Below are 18423 nucleotides of genomic sequence, written 5' to 3'. Positions count from 1 at the left end.
CCCCTCCTTCTTCTTGACATAAATATCCCCGCCGGAGGCTCCGCCCTTTCCGGTCGCGTCCGGACCTCAGGGCATGAGGTCCGGCACGATGGTCACGATGCCCGGAAAGAACCACAGGATCACGAGGCCCAGCACCTGGATCAGGACAAAGGGGAACACGCCGCGATAGATGTGCCCCGTCGTGACCTCGGCCGGTGCGACGCCGCGCAGGTAGAAGAGCGCGAAGCCGAAGGGCGGGGTCAGGAACGAGGTCTGCAGGTTCACCGCGATCATGATCGTCACCCATTTGGGATCGAACGATCCGCCATAGATCACCGGGCCGACGATGGGCACCACGATGTAGATGATCTCGAGGAAGTCGAGCACGAAGCCGAGCACGAAGAGCACGATCATGACGATCAGGAAGACCTTGAACTCGTTGTCGAAGCTCTGGAGGAACTGCTGGATGTAATGCTCGCCGCCGAAGGAGATGACCACGAGGTTCAGAAGCTGCGAGGCGACGAGGATGGTGAAGACCATCGAGGTGACCTTCGCCGTCTCGCGCACCGCGGGCGTCAGTACCCGTGCCCGTAGCAGCACCCAGCACGCGTAGAGCAGTCCGAAGAGTGCGAAGAGGAACGCGGCATAGGCGGCGAGGAACGCGATCCAGGTCACCGGCCCGACGCCCGAGATGTTGATCCTTACGTCGAAATTGATCCCGATCAGCAGCATCGCGACGAGCGCATAGGTGGACCAGGCGATGATCCAGGGATCGCGGCCCTCCTCGCGGAGCTTGCGATAGGCCGCGAGCATGATCGCGCCCGCCGCGCCGAGCGCCGCGGCGGGCGTGGGGTTGGTGATGCCGCCGAGGATCGAGCCGAGCACCGCGACGATCAGCACGAGCGGCGGAAAGATCACCCGGACGAGATCGTTGCGCGCCATCCGGGCGGCCGCGTGCCGGCAGCCCCAGATCGCGATGGCGGCCGGGACGGCCATCCACAGCACGGTCGCCGCGGGTGAGGTCGCCGGACCGATGAAGATCACGTCGACGAGCAGCAGCAGAAGCACCCCCGCCGCGCCGCCGATGAGCGGCATCGGGTCGGCGGTCGGCGCCATGCCGCGCCCGAAGGCGAGGACCAGCGCGAAGATCACCGCGAAGGTGGCGATGCCGGTGCCGATGGGCGCGGCGTTCTCGGACTTGGCGATGCGCGCCTCGGCGACCTCCTCGTCGGTCAGGCGCTCCTGTGCGGTCACGCCGCCCGCCTCGTCGATCGCGGCCTGTTCGGCGACGGCCCGGTCCCAGGCCCGCTGGCCGTGCAGCTCGATCATCGAAGCGCGGCATTCATCCGAGACGGTCGTGCGCAGGGACGCGGTCTCGCCGGCGGCCGAGAACCTGTCGACCGCCAGCGATTGCGAGCCGACGATATTGACCTGCCCCGCCAGCATGACGCCCGCGACGATCGCCGCCGGGACGAGCAGGAACCACGTCAGCCCTTCGCCGCGGGTGATCACCTCGCCGCTCGGCGCGCCGACCTCGACGGGAGGCGCCTTCGACGGATTGAGCAGCGCGAAGACGAAGGCGTAGACCGCGTAGAGCACGGCGAGCAGGATCCCCGGCAGGAGCGCCGCCTGGAAGAGCGTGCCGACCGAGACGACCGCGGGCTCTCCGAGGAAGGTCAGCGCGTCGGAACAGCCGGCGAGCTGCGCCCGCGTCTCCTGGCTCGCCGAATAGAGATCGCCCGCAAGCGTGCCGAGGAGGACGATCACGATGGAGGGCGGGATGATCTGGCCGAGCGTGCCCGACGCGGCGATGACGCCGGTCGAGAGTTCGGGAGAATAACCGTTCCGCAGCATCGTCGGCAGCGCCAGCAGGCCCATCGTCACCACCGTCGCGCCGACGATGCCGGTCGAGGCGGCGAGGAACGCGCCGACCACCACGATGGAGACCGCGAGCCCCCCCGGCAGCGGTCCGAAGACCCGCGCCATGGTCGTCAGGAGGTCGTTGGCGATCTTGGAGCGCTCGAGCACGATGCCCATGAGAACGAACATCAGCACCGCCAGCAGCGTCTCGATGGACGGGCCCGCGAGGACCCTCTCGTTGATGCGGTTGGTGATGAAGGACACGTTGCGGTCGAGCGCCGTGTGCCAGCCCTGCTCGAAAAGCGCCTGCCCGACCCGCGGCAGGTCGGGGTAGCGGAAGATCGAGATCGTCTCGGAGCGGACGCCGTCCGCCACCAGCGCCCGGTAGCCCTCGGAGGAGGTGTCGATGGCCTGGTGGATCAAGAGGCCCGCGCTGTCGAGCGCGGCGATGATGGCGAAGGAGATGATCCCCGCCCCCGCGATGGCGAAGGCCACCGGGAACCCCGACAGGATCGCCGCGAACAGGGTCACGAAAACGATGATGAGCCCGATCTCGACCCCATCCAGTCCGAAAAGCATGGTCCCCGTCCCCGCCGGTCAGATTTCGGCGTGCTGGTGACCGCCGGTATCCGGCGCATCGAGCACGTCCTTGTCGAGATACTTGTCCTCGCTCTCGGGCCCTTCCTTCCATTCGAGATACGAGCGGAAGAGGAAGGCCCAGGCGTGGATGAAGATCAGCCCGGTCATGACGACAAGGAGGATCTTGAAGAGGAAATAGGCCGAGAAGCCGTTGGGCGAGAAGCCGATCGTCTCGACGTTCCAGCGCAGCGCCCGGGCCTTCATCATCAGCCGGTCGAGCGGCTCGGACGCCGAGGGGTTCGGCACGATGAGATGGCGCCACATGAAGAACCACGCATACATCCAGATCAGCACCGCCATCGGCATCATGAAGATGACCGAGCCGACCATGTCGATGACCCGCTTGGTGCGGAAGCTCACGGCGGAATAGATCAGATCGACGCGCACATGGCCCTGCTGCACGAAAGTGTAGGTCAGGCAGAGCGCGACGATGGCGGCGTTATAGAGCTTCAGCTCCTCGGACCACCACGAGATGTCGAACTCGACCGGAATGCCGAAGCCGAGCGAGATCGAGGGTCGCGCGAAGACGCGCTGCATGAAGACGATCACGACCTGCTGGATCACCATCAGAAGGCCCGCCCAGGCGACGAGGCGCCCGAGCGTGTTGGCGAAACCCTCGAGCGCGCGCACGACACCCCAGAGGAACCGGTTCGACCAGAGGCCCGCGGCGCCGATCACGAGGAAGGTCGTGAACACGACGAAGAAGAACTCGACCGAGCCGCCGTAATAGACGACCCGCATGATCGCCTCGGTGTTCGACCAGTCCAGCCAGAGCCCGGGATGGGTGATCGCGTACCCGAGGTGCCAGAAGGCCAGCACGATGTTCTTCAGAACCCACCAGATGCCGTCCAGGAGCCAGAAGCCGCCCGCGGCGCTCTCCTCGTCCATGTCTCACTCTCCGCGCGTCGCCGCATGATCCGATTGGCCGGCCGCGCCGGCATGCCGTGCGGGCGATCCCCTCCCGCGGACCGCCCGGGACGCGCGGGGCATTTCCGCCCCGCCCGCCCTTTTCGATCAGGCGTTGCCGAGCACGCGGTCGCGCTGCGCGGTATAGGCGCCGGACGAGGTCTTGATCCACGCCGCGGAGGACTTCATCGATTCCATCGCGCTGTCGTGGATGCGCTTGTAGATGTCGTCGCCCATGTTCTCGTCGTGGACCTGCTGACTTGCGTCGCCGAAGGCGTCCCAGACGCTGTCGGGGAATTCGCGCAAGGTCACGCCCGAGCTCTGCAGGCGCTGCAGCGCCGCGCCGTTCTCGGTCAGGAACTGCGCGAGGTTCCACTGATGCGCCTCGGCCGAGGCGATCTCGATGATCTTCTGCTGTGCGGGCGTGAGGCTCTCGAAGACCTCGCGGTTGGTGGCGAGGCTGAGGCCCGCGCCCGGCTCGTGGAAGCCGGCGGTGTAGTAGATCTTGGTGATCTCCTGGAAGCCGGCCTTCTCGTCGGCCCAGGGGCCGATCCATTCGGTGCCATCGATCGCGCCGGAGGACAGCGCCTGGTAGACCTCGCCGCCGGGAATGTTCTGCACGCTCGCGCCGAGCTTCCCGAGAGCCTGTCCGCCGAGGCCCGGCATGCGGAACTTGAGGCCGTTGAAATCCTCGGGGCTGGCGATCTCCTTGGCGAACCAGCCGCCCGCCTGCGCGCCGGTGTTCCCCGCGAGGAACGATTTCAGGCCGAAGATCTGGCCGAGCTCGTCGTGGAACTCCTGCCCTCCGCCGTGATAATACCAGTTGGCCAGCTCCTGCGCCGTCATTCCGAACGGCACCGCGGTGAAGAAGGCGTAGGCCGGGTGCTGGTTCACGAAGTAGTAGTCGGCCCCGTGATACATGTCCGCCTGGCCCGAGGTGACCGCGTCGAACACCTCGAAGGCGCCGACGAGCTCGCCCGCCGCCTTGAGGTCGATGCTGATCTGTCCGTCGGTCATCGCGGTGATGGTATCGGCGGCGCGCTGGGCGGCGTCGTGCACACCGGCGAGGCCCCTGCCCCAGGTGGTGACGAGCGTCAGCGTGCGGTTGCCCTGCGCATAGACGGGCGCGGCGAGCGTGGTCGCGGCGGCGGCCGAGCCGCCGAGCGCGGATGTTCTCAGAAACGAACGACGATCCATGGGTAACCCTCCCTGTGGCATCTTGCGCCCTCCCGCCTTTCGGCGATGTCTCCCGGCGCGGATCGTTGAAGTGTCCGCGACGTTAGCCGCGCTCGTTCCCGGCACAAAGAAAAATTGCTTTCGGAGCGAAAAGTAATTTTGCGGCATCATGGCCTCAATGTGGTGCGGTGACACCTGAGGCGATATATATGCCGATCTTGCCCCCTAGGTACCAAATCTGGGAGGCCCCGCACGGCATAGGTTAGGGACAGCCGCCACTATATCTCGTCGGACCGAGCCGGCGCGTGACGGCTCGCACCAGAGCCTCTGCCGATCCGGCGCTAAGCTTTCTTGCGCTGCGACAATCGCTTCGCGTCCCAGCGCATTATCCATGATGTGGCGGTCGTTCGCGCGAGGTCCGGGTTCCGTCCACAAGATATTGACACAAAACATGAACGGACATAGAACACGGTAAAAGAACGATCATGAGGCTTGGGCGCGATGCTGACCCGGAAACAACTCGATCTGCTGGAATTCATCAACCGCCGCGTGGCGCGCGACGGGATACCGCCCTCCTTCGACGAGATGAAGGAGGCGCTGGACCTGCGGTCGAAGTCGGGCATCCACCGGCTGATCACCGCGCTCGAGGAGCGGGGGTTCATCCGTCGTCTCGCCCACCGCGCCCGGGCGATCGAGATCGTGAAGCTGCCCGAGAGCCTCGGCGGCGAGGCGACGGGCTTTAGCCCGCGGGTGGTCGATGGCGGCCGCCCCGACAGCCGTCCCGCCACCGCCCAGCCGCTCGAAGCGCTGCACGCGACCGAGCTTCCGGTGATGGGCCGCATCGCCGCCGGCCGGCCGATCGAGGCCATCGACGACAATCCCCCGGGCATCGCGGTGCCGGGGCAGATGCTCGCCGGTCAGGGCCATCATTACGCGCTCGAAGTGCGCGGGGATTCGATGATCGATGCCGGGATCAACGACGGCGACGTCGTCGTCATCCGCGAGACCGGGGACGCGTCCGACGGCGATATCGTCGTCGCGCAGGTCGAGGGATACGAGGCGACGCTCAAGCGGTTCCGCCGCAAGGGCAACACGATCGTCCTCGAGGCCGCGAACCCGGCCTACGAGCCCCGCGTCCTGCCGCTCGGCTCGGTCAAGGTCCAGGGCCGGCTCGTGGGCCTCATCCGCACCTACTGACGCGCGATCACGTCCGGGGCGGGCGCCGGCTTCGGCCGCGGGCCTTGTCCCGCGCGGTTCCAGAGGCGGTCTCCGCTCGCCTCCCGGGCCGAGATCATCCGTAGCCCATCCGGCCCGTCGCGATAGGCGAGCGCGCCCGATTGGCGCAACAGGTCCGGCCCGATGACCTCGCAGGTCAAGTCCGGCGCCGGCGGAACGTCGGTCACCACGATATCGCCCGGCGTGCAGCCCGGAAAGGCCGCGACCGCGCGCTTGCCGCGGACATGCAGGATGCGCCGGCCCGCGACCTCGATGACGGGCCAGGGCGCGGAGGTGCTGGGCCAGCGCGACGCCGCCGCCTCCTGCCCCGCGCCGTCGCCGTCGTTCTCGAGCCAGATCCCCGCGACGAAGCCCTCGCCCCGGTCGCGGCTGAGCGCGCGCCCCGCCTCGGTCATGACGCCGACGAGCGCCCCGGTCTCCGAGATCAGCACCGCGGGCCGGTCGGCCGAGACCCAGAGCAGCATCGCAAGCGCCGCCGGAGCGAGGCCCGCAAACCGCCCCCGCCCCTGCCAGAGCGTGAGCATCAGCCCTCCGGCGGCGATCAGCGGCAGAACGGCCGCCGGGGGCGCCACCACATGCCCGACGGCGCCCGGCCACGCCGCGATCCCGTGCGCGATGGCGAGGATGAGGTCGAGCCCGATCCCCATGACCCAGAAGGCCGGCGCGTCGAGTCCGAGCGGCATGAGCGCGATGCCCGCGACACCTGCGGGCATCACCACGCTGCCCATGAGCGGCACGGCGAGGAGGTTCGCCAGAAGACCATAGCGGGCGGAGGCGTTGAAATGCGCAAGTGCGACCGGCGCGGTGGCCGCCCCGGCGACCGCCGAGGAGAGGACGAGGGCAAGCACGGCCTTCTGCCAGCGCGGCGCGCGCGCCTCGATCCGTGCGCCCCGCAGGGCGCCGAAGACGGCGACAAGCGCCGTGGTGGCGGCGAAGGACATCTGGAAGCCCGGCCCGGTCAGCGCCTCCGGGCTCATGACCAGGACGATGAGCGCGGCGATCGCGACCGAGCGCAGCGACAAGGCCCGCCGGTCGAGCAGGATCGCGGTCAGCGCCACCGCGACCATCACGAAGGCGCGCTCGGTGGCCACGTTGGCGCCGGAGAGCGCGAGATATCCCGCCGCCGCGACCAGCGCCCCGGCAGCGGCGATCTTCTTGACCGGCCAGGAGAGCGCGATCCGGGGCGGCAGCAGGAGCGCGAGCCGCAGCGCGCCGAAGACGACCCCCGCGAGCAGGCCCATATGCAGCCCCGAGATCGCCAGGAGATGCGCGAGGTTGGTGTCGCGCAGCGCCGACGTCGTGCTCTCGCCGATGCCGCTGCGGTCGCCGGTGAGGATCGCCGCGCCGAACCCGCCGGTCTCGCCCGGCAGCGCCGCCTGCACGCGCGCCGAGAGCGCCTGCCGGACGGAGGCGACGGGCACGCCGCCTGCCCCCGGATCGACCACCAGCACCGGGTTGCGGGTGTAGCCCACCGCGCCGAGCGACAGGAACCAGGCGTGGCGGCGGAAGTCGAAGCCGCCGGGCTCGGCCGGCCCGCCGGGTCCGGCCAGATGCCCCGTGAGCATCACCACCATGCCGGGCGCCGGATCGGTCCGGGGCGGATCGCCGTGGAGCGAGACCCGGACGCGGTGCGGCGTCCGGTCCGGTGCGACCCGGTCGAGCCGCACGCGGTCGAGCGTCAGGCGCGTTGCATCCGATGCGGAGCGGTCGATCGCCACGATCCGCCCCTCCACCGGTCCGTAATAGCGGAAATCGAGCACCGGGCCCGCGACGGCATGCGCCCGCGCCCCGGCGACCGCGACACCGGCGGCCAGCAGCGATAGCGCGACCAGTCCCGCACGCGCCCCTGGACCGAAGCGCAGCGCAAGAACGAACCCCGCCAGAGCGGCCACCGCGAGAGCGGCCAGCACCGACGGCTCAGGTTCGGTGCGCAGCGCGAAGTAGAGGCCGATGCCGGTCCCGAGGCACACCGGCGCCCACGGGAAAAGATGCCCGTCCTGCCGCTTCAGGCCGAGGATGCGCGCAAGGCCGCCCATGCTTGTCTCCTGCCGCCCCCCTCGCTAAGGGTGCGGGCAATCTGCCGCCACATGATTAGAAGAAGGTTAACATCTCCCGCATGACCCAGGACGTCGTCACCCGTTTCGCACCCTCGCCGACGGGCTTCCTGCATATCGGGGGGGCGCGGACGGCCCTCTTCAACTGGCTCTACGCGCGCGGCCGCGGGGGAAAGTTCCTGCTGCGGATCGAGGACACCGACCGCGCGCGCTCGACCCAGGAAGCGACCGACGCGATCCTCAAGGGGCTTGCGTGGCTCGGCCTCGACCATGACGGCGACGTGGTGAGCCAGGCCGCGGGCGCCGAGCGCCACGCCGAGGTCGCGCGGGCGATGCTCGAGGCGGGACATGCCTACAAGTGCTTCTCGACGCAGGAGGAGATCGAGGCCTTCCGCGAGGAGGCGAAAGCGGCCGGCCGGTCCACGAACTTCCGCTCGCCCTGGCGCGACGCCGCCCCCGAGACGCACCCCGATGCCCCCCACGTGATCCGCCTGAAGGCGCCGCTCGAGGGCGAGACGGTGATCGAGGACGCGGTGCAGGGCGACGTCACGATCCGCAACGACCAGCTCGACGACATGGTGCTGCTGCGCTCGGACGGAACGCCGGTCTACATGCTCGCGGTGGTGGTCGACGATCACGACATGGGAGTCACCCACGTGATCCGCGGCGACGACCACCTCAACAACGCCGCGCGGCAGATGCAGATCTACCGCGCGATGGGCTGGCCGGTGCCGGTGCACGCCCATATCCCGCTGATCCACGGCCCCGACGGCAAGAAGCTGTCGAAGCGTCACGGCGCGGTCGGGCTCGAGGAATACCAGGTCATGGGCTATCCGGCGACGGGCATGCGCAACTACCTCGCGCGGCTCGGCTGGTCGCACGGGGACGACGAGTTCTTCACCGACGCGCAGGCGCTCGAATGGTTCGACATCACCGGGATCGGCAAGTCCCCGGCCCGGCTCGACTTCAAGAAGCTCGACAACATCTCGGGCCAGCACATCGCCGCGGCCAAGGATGCTGCGCTGCTGCAAGAGATCGAGGCCTTCCTTGCGGCTGCCGGACGCAATCCGCTCTCGGCGGATCAAAGCGACGGTCTGCTCCGGGCCATGTACTGCCTGAAGGATCGCGCGAAGACTCTCCCTGAACTCCTTGAAAAGGCACATTTCGTTTTGGCCGATAACCCGATCGAGCCTGACGAGAAGGCGCAAAAGGCTCTGGATCCGGTATCCCGTGGTATACTGTCAGAATTGACGCCGCAGCTGCAAAATGCTAGCTGGACGCGTGACGAATTGGAGGCTGCCGCGACCCGGCTCGCCGAGACGCACGGCATCAAGTTCGGAAAGATGGCTGGCCCCTTGCGGGCCGCGCTTGCAGGTCGCACGGTGACCCCGAGCGTATTCGACATGATGCTCGTCCTGGGCCGCGAGGAAACGATCGCGCGCCTCGAACGGGCAGCTCGCGGTGAAGGCTGATCCGCCTTTCGGTCGGTCCCTTCCCACCGCCGGGTGATTTGACAGGATGGACGCGGGGGCCTGGCCCTACGCGCCCAGATTTACGAAAGGGATCCAAGACCATGGCCGACTCCTCCACCTCGAAAACCGCAACGCTGAGCATCGACGGCCAGTCCTACGACCTGCCGATGTACACGCCGACCGCCGGTCCCGAAGTCGTCGACATCCGCAAGCTCTACGCGCAGGCGGGCGTGTTCACGTACGATCCGGGCTACACCTCGACCGCCTCCTGCGACTCGACCATCACCTTCATCGACGGCGACAAGGGCGAGCTGCTCCATCGCGGCTACCCGATCGACCAGCTGGCCGGCAACTCGCATTACCTCGAGGTCTGCTACCTGCTGCTCTACGGCGAGCTGCCGACCACCAAGCAGCTCGAGAACTTCGAGAACACGATCACCCGTCACACGATGATCCACGAGCAGATGCACAACTTCTTCCGGGGCTTCCGGAGGGATGCGCATCCGATGGCGACGATGGTGGGCGTCGTGGGCGCGATGTCCGCGTTCTACCACGACTCGACGAACATCCACGACGCGCGCGAGCGCGAGATCGCCTCGCACCGCCTGATCGCCAAGATGCCGACGATCGCGGCGATGGCCTACAAGTATTCGGTCGGTCAGCCCTTCGTCTATCCGCGCAACGATCTCGATTACGCGGCGAATTTCCTGCACATGTGCTTCGCCGTGCCGGCCGAGGAATACGTGGTCGACCCGATCCTCAGCCGTGCGATGGACCGCATCTTCACGCTGCACGCCGATCACGAGCAGAACGCCTCCACCTCGACGGTGCGCCTCGCCTCGTCCTCGGGCGCGAACCCCTTCGCCTGCATCGCGGCCGGCATCGCCTGCCTCTGGGGTCCGGCGCATGGCGGCGCCAACCAGGCGTGCCTGCAGATGCTGCAGGAGATCGGCACCCCCGACCGGATCCCGGAATTCCTCGCCCGCGCCAAGGACAAGGACGATCCGTTCCGCCTGATGGGCTTCGGCCACCGGGTCTACAAGAACTTCGACCCGCGCGCGAAGGTGATGAAGCAATCGGCCGACGAGGTGCTCGACCTTCTCGGCATCGAGGACAACCCGACGCTGCAGGTGGCCAAGGAGCTCGAGAAGCAGGCGCTCGACGACGACTATTTCGTCGACCGCAAGCTCTTCCCGAATGTCGACTTCTACTCGGGCATCATCCTCGAGGCGATGCAGTTCCCGATGTCGATGTTCACGCCGATCTTCGCTGTGGGCCGGACCGTCGGCTGGATCTCGCAGTGGAAGGAGATGCTGGGCGATCCGCAGAACAAGATCGGCCGCCCGCGCCAGCTCTATCTCGGCTCCACGAAGCGCGACTACGTGGATATCGAGAACCGCTGACGCGGCTCCGCTCGAAACTCAAAAGGCCCGCCGGTATCTCGGCGGGCCTTTCTCTTTGTGTCTTCGGCGCTGGCGACGCTCAGCGCCCCTCGTAGCGGGCCGGCCGCTTCTCGAGGAACGCGACCACGCCTTCCTTGAAGTCCCGCGTCTTGCCGCATTCGCCCTGAAGACGCGCCTCGACGGCGAGCTGCTCCTCGAGCGTGTTTGCGAACGAGCTGCGCATCGCCTCCTTCACTCGTGCATAGGCGGCGGTCGGCCCTGTCGCGAGCTGTTCGGCGCGGGCGCGCCAGCCGGCTTCGAACTCCGCGTCCGGCAGCATCTCCCAGATCATGCCCCAGCGCTCGGCCTTCCCGGCGGTGATCTTCTCGGCGAAGAGAGCGGCGCCCATCGCCTTGGCCATGCCCACCTGCCGCGGCAGGAGCCAGGTCCCGCCCGCATCGGGGATGAGCCCGATCCGGGTGAAGGCCTGCGTGAAGACGGCGCTCTCGGTTGCGATCACCACGTCCGCCGCGAGTGCGAGGTTCGCCCCCGCCCCCGCCGCCGCGCCGTTCACCGCCGCGATCGTCGGCACGGGGCATTCGGCGATCGCCATCAGCATCGGCACGTATTCGTCCCGGAGCGTCCGCTCGATGTCGAGCATCGCCGCGTTCCCGCCGCCGCCGAGATCCTGGCCCGAGCAGAAGGCGCGCCCCTCGCCGGTCAGCACCACGACGCGCGCCTCGCGGCCGCCCCGGGTCACCGCATCGGCGATCTCGGCGCGCATCTGGGTGTTGAGCGCATTCATCACGTCCGGCCGGTTCAGCCGGATCGTGGCGACGCCGCCGGTGATGTCGAATGCGATGGTCTCGTAGTGCATGGGGGCCTCCTCTGGCGGATCGCCCGCATCAAACATGCCCGCCCGTTCACCGCCAAGCCATACGCGGCGTCAGAGCCGGAGCCGCCCCGCGCGCGCCGGCTTCTTTCTGACGAAAATATCCCCGCCGGAGGCTCTGCCGCCTGACCACGCGCCCCCTTCGGGATCAGCGCTCCTCGAGCAGCTGTCGCAGGCGCGCCTCTTCCTCGGCCGAGAGCCCCGCCGCGGAGGGTTCGGGCGCCCGGGACCGGCCGCGCAGATAGGCGGCACCGATGCCGCCCGCGAGCAGCAGCATGATCGGCCCCGCTGCCCACAGAAGCCAGTTCCAGCCGTCGCGCGTGGGGGTCAGGAGGACGAATTCGCCGTAGCGGTCGACCACGAAGTCGACGACCTCCTCGTTGCTGTCGCCTTCGACCAGACGTTCGCGCACGAGGATGCGCAGGTCGCGGGCGAGCGAGGCGTTCGACTCGTCGATGGACTCGTTCTGGCAGACGAGGCAGCGCAGCCCGGCGCTGATCTCGCGGGCGCGCGTCTCGAGCGCGGGATCGTCCAGCACCTCGTCGGGCTGGACCGCCGCCGCCGCCCCCGCGATCAGCAGGACGAGCGCGACCAGGGCGGAGCGGATCGTCCCGATCATTCCGCGGGCACCGCCCGCGCGGCGGTCTTCTTCTCGCCGGTCGCGATGCGGAAGCGCCGGTCGCTCAGCGACAGGGCACCGCCAAGGGCCATGATGATGCAGCCCGCCCAGATCCAGTTCGCCAGCGGCTTGATATAGGTGCGCATGACCCAACCGCCGTTGTCCTGCGCGTCGCCGATCACGACGTAGAGGTCCCGCATGAAGCGGTAGTCGATCGCCGCCTCGGTGGTCGGCATGCGTGCCACGGGATAATTGCGCTTCTCGGGAAAGAGCCGCGCGATCTCATCGCCGCCCTGTCGCACGATCACCTCACCCATGGTCGAGAAGTAGTTCGGGCCCTCCACCTCCTGCACGTCCACGAGCTCGAGCTCGAAGGCGCCGACCTCGAACCGCTCGCCGATCTGCGCGACGCGGATGTCCTCGCTCTCCCACGCGGTGAGGCCCGCGACGCCGAGCATGGTGATGCCGAGCCCCGCATGGGCGACCGTCTTGCCCCAATCGGCGCGCGGCAGGCGGAAGAGCCGCGCGACCGAACCGCTCTTGCCCGTCCGGCTCCAGAGATCGGTCAACGTGCCCGCGACGAGCCACGTGCCGAGGAAGACGCCGATCGGTCCGATCAACGACCGGCCGGTCTGCATCGCCCAGACGAGCCCCGCGAGCGCGACGGCGAGGCCGAAGGCCGGCGCCAGCGTCCGGGCGGTCCGGCCGACCTTGCCGCGCTTCCATGCGAGCATGGAGCCGAGCGGCAGGATCAGCCCGAGCACGATCATGAAGGGCGTGAAGGCAAAGTTGAAGAACGGCGCGCCGACCGACAGCTTCCGGTCGAAGAACATCTCGGCCAGCAGCGGCCACATCGTCCCGACGAAGACCACGAAGGACGATACTGCGAGGAGGATGTTGTTGGCGACGAGGGCGCTCTCGCGGCTGACGATTCCGAAGACGCCCTTGGCCTGCATGGCGCTCGCCCGCGCGGCGAAGAGCGTCAGCGCCCCGCCGGTGAACACGACGAGGATGGCGAGGATGAAGACCCCCCGCTCGGGGTCGTTGGCGAAGGCGTGCACGCTCGTCAGAAGGCCCGAGCGCACGATGAACGTCCCGATCAGGGAGAAGCCGAAGGCGAGGATCGCGAGCAGCATCGTCCAGGATTTCAGCGCCTCGCGCTTCTCCACCACGATGGCCGAATGCAGGAGCGCGGCGGCGAAGAGCCAGGGCATGAAGGAGGCGTTCTCGACCGGATCCCAGAACCAGAAGCCGCCCCAGCCGAGCTCGTAATAGGCCCACCAGGACCCGAGGCCGATGCCGATGGTGAGGAAGGACCACGAGGCCAGCGTCCAGGGGCGCACCCAGCGGCCCCAGGCGGCGTCCACCCGCCCCTCGATCAGCGCGGCGACCGCGAAGGAGAAGCAGATCGAGAGGCCGACATAGCCGAGATAGAGGAACGGCGGATGGAAGGCGAGACCCGGGTCCTGCAGCAGCGGGTTGAGGTCCTGCCCGTCGAAGGGCGGCACCGCGAGCCGCGCGAAGGGGTTCGAGGTGAAGAGGATGAAGGCGAAGAACGCGACCGCGATGGCCGATTGCACCGCCAGCACCCGCGCCCGGAGCGTCGGCGGAAGCTGCCCGCCGAACCACGCCGCCATCGCCCCGAAAAGGGTGAGGATCAGGACCCAGAGCAGCATGGAGCCCTCGTGGTTCCCCCAGGTGCCGGTGATCTTGTAGAGCAGCGGCTTGGCCGAATGCGAGTTCTGCACCACCACCGAGAGCGAGAAATCCGAGGTCACGAAGGCGTGGACCAGCGCCCCGAAGGCCGCCGCCGTCAGCAGGAATTGCGAGGTCGCCGCGGGTTCGGCCACGGCCATCCATCCCGGCCAGCGCTTGTGCGCGCCGACGAGCGGCACGACCATCTGCACGATGGCGACGAGGAACGCGAGGATGAGGGCGAAGTGGCCGAGCTCTGTGATCATGCCTCGCTTATAATCGCGCGGCAGGCCCGCGTCCAACGTCTCGCGGGCCTGCCCTTTCACAATGTCGCAGGCTCAGCCCCGCATCCGCGCCCATTCGGCGAGCGCCGCATTGTCCGCATAATCGGAGGATCCGCGGGCGGGTTGCACGGAGACGTCCTCCGAGGCCGCCGCCTGGGCCTCTCCTGCCTCGGGGGCCGGCTGCGGCGGCGCGGCGCGCAATGCGGCCAGCGATTCGATCCGGGCCGCGACCTGCGGCGCGGCGGCGAGTGTGGTGGCGATCTCGCGCTGGAACTCCTGCCCCTTCGACTGGTGCCGCGCGCCGAAATAGAAGCTGACGATGGCGCCGAGCAGCCACCAGAGCGGCTCGGGCACGAGCGCGATGCCGGTCATGCGCTCGGCGAACCAGACCGGATCGACCATCGCCGACACGAAGAGCCCCAGCGTGCCCAGCGCCATCGCGGGCCGCGGAACCCGGTTGAGCCCGTCGATCAGCCTGTCGAAGACCGAGCGGTTCGCGAGCGCGAATTCCCGTCCGAACTGCGCCAGCGCATTCGCCTGCGCCTCGGCGTCCCGCGCCGATTGGGCCTCGGCGTTCACGCGAAAGACCTGCGCGGTCTCCGCCACCACGTTGCGCCCGTCGCCGAAGACGAGCCCCAGCCCCTGGTCGATCAGCCCCATGATGCGATCCTCTGCCTGAAGGCCGCGTCGCTCATCCGGTAGCGCGGGGCCATGAACTCCTCGGCGCGGGTGATCCACCCGCCCTTGCCGCCCGCGCGGGTGCGGGCGTATTTGCGGGATGCGGCCCGCCCGTCGGCGAGCGCGAAATAGTAGTTGCGCCGCGCGATCCCGTAGGCGTCGGCGAAGTGGCCGGGCGCCGCATTCTGCGCCTCCGCCGCCACGCGGATCGTCTGCGGGCCGATCACGCCGTCGACCGAGACGTCGAAGCCCATCTGGCGCAGGAGCCGCTGCAGGATCTTCACCGCATTGCCGCCCGAATTGACGTACATGTCGAAGACCGAGGCCTGGATCGGCTCCGGCAGCTCCCCGATGCGGGGCCGCGTGTAGTAATGGGTCAGGAAGATCTCGACCGCCTGGCTGCGGGTGAGACGTTTCACGTCGGCATCCGTCACCCGCCCGTCGCCGGTCAGGTCGAGCCCGAGGCGCTGCATCGTGCCGATGGTGACCCCGAAATTCGTGGCGCCGCCCGGATCGTCGGGGTCGTTGACATAGCCCCCCTCGCGGGAAACGATGTTCTCCGCGATCCGCCGCACGTCGCCTGCGCTGCCCGTCATGTCGGCCTCCTGACCCTACGCGTCCGGCCGGGGTTCTGCCCTGCGGGAATGAACAGCGGGGAAGGCCCGCGACCGCAAGATTAAGGGATGCCATGACAGCCGACGAGATCATCGCCCTCTTGGGGCTTGCCCCGCACCCCGAGGGCGGTCATTTCCGCCAGACCTGGGAGGCCGGGGCGGGCGCTGAGCGTCCGGCGGGCACCTGCATCTACTTCCTTCTCAGGGCCGGCGAGCGCAGCCACTGGCACCGGGTCGATGCCGCCGAGATCTGGCACTTCTACGCAGGTGCGCCGCTGATCCTGTCGATCGCTCCGGACGATACCGGCCCGCGCCAGGATCACGCCCTCGGCCCCGACCTCGCGTCCGGCGCCCGACCGCAGATCGTCGTGCCGAAGGATCACTGGCAGGCGGCGCAGAGCACCGGAGACTGGACGCTCGTCGGCTGCACCGTGTCGCCGGGGTTCCGCTTCGAAGGGTTCGAGCTCGCGCCCCCGGGCTTCGACATCCCCTAGCCGGGAAGGTGCGGGCGGAGGGCCTCCTCGAACCGCGACCAGGTGATCGTGGAGCGGTTGCCGGCGTAGCCGTGGTAATGCGACCGGCCCGAGGAGCTGGGAAGCCCGGCCCATATCTTGGAGAGGTTGTTCATGAAGGCCCGCCGCGGCATGCGGCCCGCCCGCGCCTCGGCAAGTCCCGCCTCGGACAGCAGAATGTCCGCGAGCCGGTCCTGCATGGCGGGATCGAAGCGCGCGTCGTGGGGCACGCCCGCGATCGCCGCGACGCGCCGCAGGGTGCTCGGGATGAACTGGTAAAGACCGATCGCGTGAGGCTGTCCGGGCGTCGCCTCGATCCAGGCGAAGATCTCGCGCAGGGTCATGTCCGTCGGGCGCTTCAGCGGCTTGATCCGTGCGCCGTGCTGTACGGCGTCGTAACCCGCGCGGCCCGCCTCGGCCTCGGCGATGAGCCGCCGCAGCCCCCCGAGAAGGCCTTGCCCGGACGGCCCCAGCCCGACGAACGGCTCCGGAGACGCTGGCCCGGCCACGCTCGGGATCGGCGCGAAGAGGCTGCGTCCCGTCCGGTTGGCAAAGAGGCTCGGGCCGCTCGACACGGCCTGCGGCTGCATCAGCGCCGGGATGAACGCCCCCCGCGAGCTCATGAAGATGGAGCCCGCCATCTCGGCCCGGAGCGGCATCGCGACAAGGCAGAGAAGGACCAGCGGCCCCGCGAGCCGCAGCTTCTGTCCGATCATTCGCCCCTCGCCCCGTTCTGACGCATGGCGCGCAGGATGGGGGCAAGAGGTTCAGATTTCGTTGCGCTCCGGCCGGGCCCGCGCGTTGCGTGCCACCCCGCGCAACACCTGCGTCAGTCGGCGCCCGAGCGGTAGAGCAGCACGTAATCGACGAGCTGCCGGGTCGAGCCGTCCTTGCCCGTCGACGGGGCCTCGCCCGTCACGACGTCTTCGAGCGACTTCGCCAGCTCCTTGCCGAGCTCCACACCCCATTGGTCGAACGAGTTGATGTTCAGGATCACCCCCTCGACGAAGACCCGGTGCTCGTAGAGCGCGACGATCTTGCCGAAGGTCTCGGGCGTCAGTTGCGGATAGATCAGCGTGGTCGAGGGCCGGTTGCCGGGGAACACGCGGTGCCGCGCCTGCCGTTCGAGCTCGTCGCCCTCGAAGCCCTTCTCGGCGCAGATCGCGCGCGCCTCCTCGAGACTGCGCCCCCGCATCAGCGCCTCGGACTGCGCGAGGCAGTTGGCGACGAGCAGGTCGTGATGGTGCCCGAGGTCGGGCTCGTGCCCGGTCGCGGCGACCATGAACTCGCACGGCACCGTCCGGGTGCCCTGATGGATCAGCTGGTAGAAGGCGTGCTGGCCGTTGGTGCCCGGCTCGCCCCAGACGACGGGCCCGGAATGCACCTCGAGATCCTTGCCGTCCATCGACACGCCCTTGCCGTTGCTCTCCATCTCGAGCTGCTGGAGATACGCGGGCAACCGCGCCAGCCGGTCGTCATAGGGCAGCACGGCGCGGGTGGCATGGCCCTGCACCTGGTTATGCCACATGCCCACGAGCGCGAGCAGCACGGGCATATTCTGATGCAGCGGCGCGGCGCGGAAGTGGCGGTCCATCTCCTGCGCGCCGCGCAGGAAGGCCCGGAACGCCTTGTCGCCGATCGCGATCATCAGCGCGAGGCCGATCGGCCCCCACATCGAATAGCGCCCGCCGACCCAGTCTCCGAAGCCGAATACGCGGGCGTCGGGGATACCCCATTCCGCCGCCTTCTCCTTGTTGGACGAGAGCGCGACGAACCGATCCTCGTGACTGACGCCCTTGTCGTCGAGCCAGGCCTTGGCGGTGCGCGCGTTGGTCATGGTCTCGATCGTCGTGAAGGTCTTCGACGCGACGATGAAGAGCGTCGTCTCGGGATCGAGCCCCCGCAGCGTGTCGGCGATGTCCGCGCCGTCGACGTTCGAGACGAAATGGCAGCGCGGCCCGTCCACATACGGCCCAAGCGCCTTGTAGGCCATCGCAGGGCCAAGGTCAGATCCGCCGATGCCGATGTTCACCACGTCCGTCACGGTCGAGCCGCGGATGTGCTCGGCGAGCTTCGCCATCCGGTCGAGCGTGTCGCGGACGCCCGGCATGACGTCCTTGCCGCCCACAAGCACCGGGCCGCCGTCGAGATTGCGCAGGGCGGTGTGCAGCACCGCGCGGCCTTCGGTCTCGTTGATCGGCTCGCCGCCGAACATCGCGTCGCGGCGCCCCTCGACATCCGCGTCCTGGGCGATCCGGACGAGCGCCGCCCGGCTCTGCTCGTCGAGCTGGGTCTTCGAATAATCGAAAAGCAGGCCCACCGAATTCAGGCTGAATTCCGCGGCCCTGTTGTCGTTCTCGAAGAGATCCTCGATCCGGCGGCTCCCGGCCGCTTGCGAGAGCCGCTTCACCTCGTCCCACATGTC

15 protein-coding genes are annotated in these 18423 nt (G+C 68.6%); 4 read left to right on the top strand and 11 right to left on the bottom strand.

Going from position 1 to position 18423, the window contains the following annotated elements:
• Nucleotides 1-66: 66 nt before the first annotated feature.
• The 3 genes from OCH239_RS05570 to OCH239_RS05560 form a co-directional block, all read right to left on the bottom strand.
• Nucleotides 67-2418: a TRAP transporter large permease gene (locus tag OCH239_RS05570; RefSeq protein WP_037259744.1), complete on the bottom strand. Its 2352-nt coding sequence runs from the start codon at nucleotides 2416-2418 to the stop codon at nucleotides 67-69.
• 18 nt (nucleotides 2419-2436) lie between these two features.
• Complete coding sequence (locus OCH239_RS05565) at nucleotides 2437-3366, bottom strand: TRAP transporter small permease subunit (RefSeq protein WP_037259742.1); 930 nt, start codon at nucleotides 3364-3366, stop codon at nucleotides 2437-2439.
• Between the two features lie 126 nt (nucleotides 3367-3492).
• Nucleotides 3493-4581 carry a TRAP transporter substrate-binding protein gene (locus tag OCH239_RS05560; protein WP_037259740.1) on the bottom strand — a complete coding sequence of 363 codons (1089 nt, stop codon included), beginning with the start codon at nucleotides 4579-4581 and terminating at the stop codon, nucleotides 3493-3495.
• A 480-nt stretch (nucleotides 4582-5061) separates the two neighbouring features.
• Here OCH239_RS05560 and lexA point away from each other — a divergent pair, with 480 nt between their 5' ends.
• Nucleotides 5062-5757: a transcriptional repressor LexA gene (gene lexA / locus OCH239_RS05555; RefSeq protein WP_037259735.1), complete on the top strand. Its 696-nt coding sequence runs from the start codon at nucleotides 5062-5064 to the stop codon at nucleotides 5755-5757.
• Here the strand turns inward: lexA and OCH239_RS05550 are convergent.
• Entirely contained in the window at nucleotides 5751-7832 is a 2082-nt protein-coding gene (locus tag OCH239_RS05550; RefSeq protein WP_037259733.1) for a ComEC/Rec2 family competence protein, read from the bottom strand. The genes lexA and OCH239_RS05550 overlap by 7 nt on opposite strands.
• 80 nt (nucleotides 7833-7912) lie before the next feature.
• Here OCH239_RS05550 and gltX point away from each other — a divergent pair, with 80 nt between their 5' ends.
• Together gltX and OCH239_RS05540 are read left to right on the top strand one after the other, a co-directional pair.
• Nucleotides 7913-9322, top strand: coding sequence for a glutamate--tRNA ligase (gene gltX / locus OCH239_RS05545; RefSeq protein WP_037259731.1), 1410 nt, complete (start codon nucleotides 7913-7915; stop codon nucleotides 9320-9322).
• A gap of 101 nt (nucleotides 9323-9423) precedes the next feature.
• Complete coding sequence (locus tag OCH239_RS05540; protein WP_037259729.1) at nucleotides 9424-10725, top strand: citrate synthase; 1302 nt, start codon at nucleotides 9424-9426, stop codon at nucleotides 10723-10725.
• A 79-nt stretch (nucleotides 10726-10804) separates the two neighbouring features.
• Here the strand turns inward: OCH239_RS05540 and OCH239_RS05535 are convergent, their stop codons facing one another.
• The 5 genes from OCH239_RS05535 to OCH239_RS05515 all read right to left on the bottom strand — a co-directional run bounded on the left by OCH239_RS05535 (nucleotide 10805) and on the right by OCH239_RS05515 (nucleotide 15468).
• Complete coding sequence (locus OCH239_RS05535; protein ID WP_037259727.1) at nucleotides 10805-11581, bottom strand: enoyl-CoA hydratase-related protein; 777 nt, start codon at nucleotides 11579-11581, stop codon at nucleotides 10805-10807.
• A gap of 163 nt (nucleotides 11582-11744) precedes the next feature.
• The gene (locus OCH239_RS05530; protein ID WP_211241968.1) at nucleotides 11745-12215 is read right to left on the bottom strand and encodes a cytochrome c-type biogenesis protein; all 471 of its coding nucleotides are present in this window, start codon (nucleotides 12213-12215) and stop codon (nucleotides 11745-11747) included.
• Nucleotides 12212-14176: a heme lyase CcmF/NrfE family subunit gene (locus OCH239_RS05525; protein WP_037259961.1), complete on the bottom strand. Its 1965-nt coding sequence runs from the start codon at nucleotides 14174-14176 to the stop codon at nucleotides 12212-12214. The genes OCH239_RS05530 and OCH239_RS05525 overlap by 4 nt, the downstream gene beginning before the upstream one ends.
• Before the next feature lie 72 nt (nucleotides 14177-14248).
• Nucleotides 14249-14854, bottom strand: a complete 606-nt coding sequence (locus OCH239_RS05520; protein ID WP_037259725.1) for a holin family protein — start codon at nucleotides 14852-14854, stop codon at nucleotides 14249-14251.
• Nucleotides 14845-15468, bottom strand: coding sequence for a holin-associated N-acetylmuramidase (locus OCH239_RS05515; RefSeq protein WP_037259723.1), 624 nt, complete (start codon nucleotides 15466-15468; stop codon nucleotides 14845-14847). The genes OCH239_RS05520 and OCH239_RS05515 overlap by 10 nt, the downstream gene beginning before the upstream one ends.
• A 92-nt stretch (nucleotides 15469-15560) precedes the next feature.
• Here OCH239_RS05515 and OCH239_RS05510 point away from each other — a divergent pair, with 92 nt between their 5' ends.
• Nucleotides 15561-15980: a cupin domain-containing protein gene (locus tag OCH239_RS05510; protein WP_037259722.1), complete on the top strand. Its 420-nt coding sequence runs from the start codon at nucleotides 15561-15563 to the stop codon at nucleotides 15978-15980.
• Here the strand turns inward: OCH239_RS05510 and OCH239_RS05505 are convergent.
• Both OCH239_RS05505 and pgi read right to left on the bottom strand, forming a co-directional pair.
• On the bottom strand, nucleotides 15977-16714 hold the full coding sequence (locus OCH239_RS05505) for a lysozyme family protein (protein ID WP_037259720.1): 738 nt from the start codon (nucleotides 16712-16714) through the stop codon (nucleotides 15977-15979). The genes OCH239_RS05510 and OCH239_RS05505 overlap by 4 nt on opposite strands.
• Before the next feature lie 113 nt (nucleotides 16715-16827).
• Nucleotides 16828-18420 (bottom strand): glucose-6-phosphate isomerase, encoded by a 1593-nt coding sequence (gene pgi / locus OCH239_RS05500; RefSeq protein WP_037259718.1) that lies wholly within the window; start codon nucleotides 18418-18420, stop codon nucleotides 16828-16830.
• Between the last annotated feature and the right edge of the window lie 3 nt (nucleotides 18421-18423).

The sequence above is a fragment of the Roseivivax halodurans JCM 10272 genome (genome assembly GCF_000521785.1).
Taxonomy (GTDB): domain Bacteria; phylum Pseudomonadota; class Alphaproteobacteria; order Rhodobacterales; family Rhodobacteraceae; genus Roseivivax; species Roseivivax halodurans.
The sequence above is the reverse complement of the archived record's forward strand: the minus strand, read 5'-3'. Positions and strand labels throughout refer to the sequence as shown.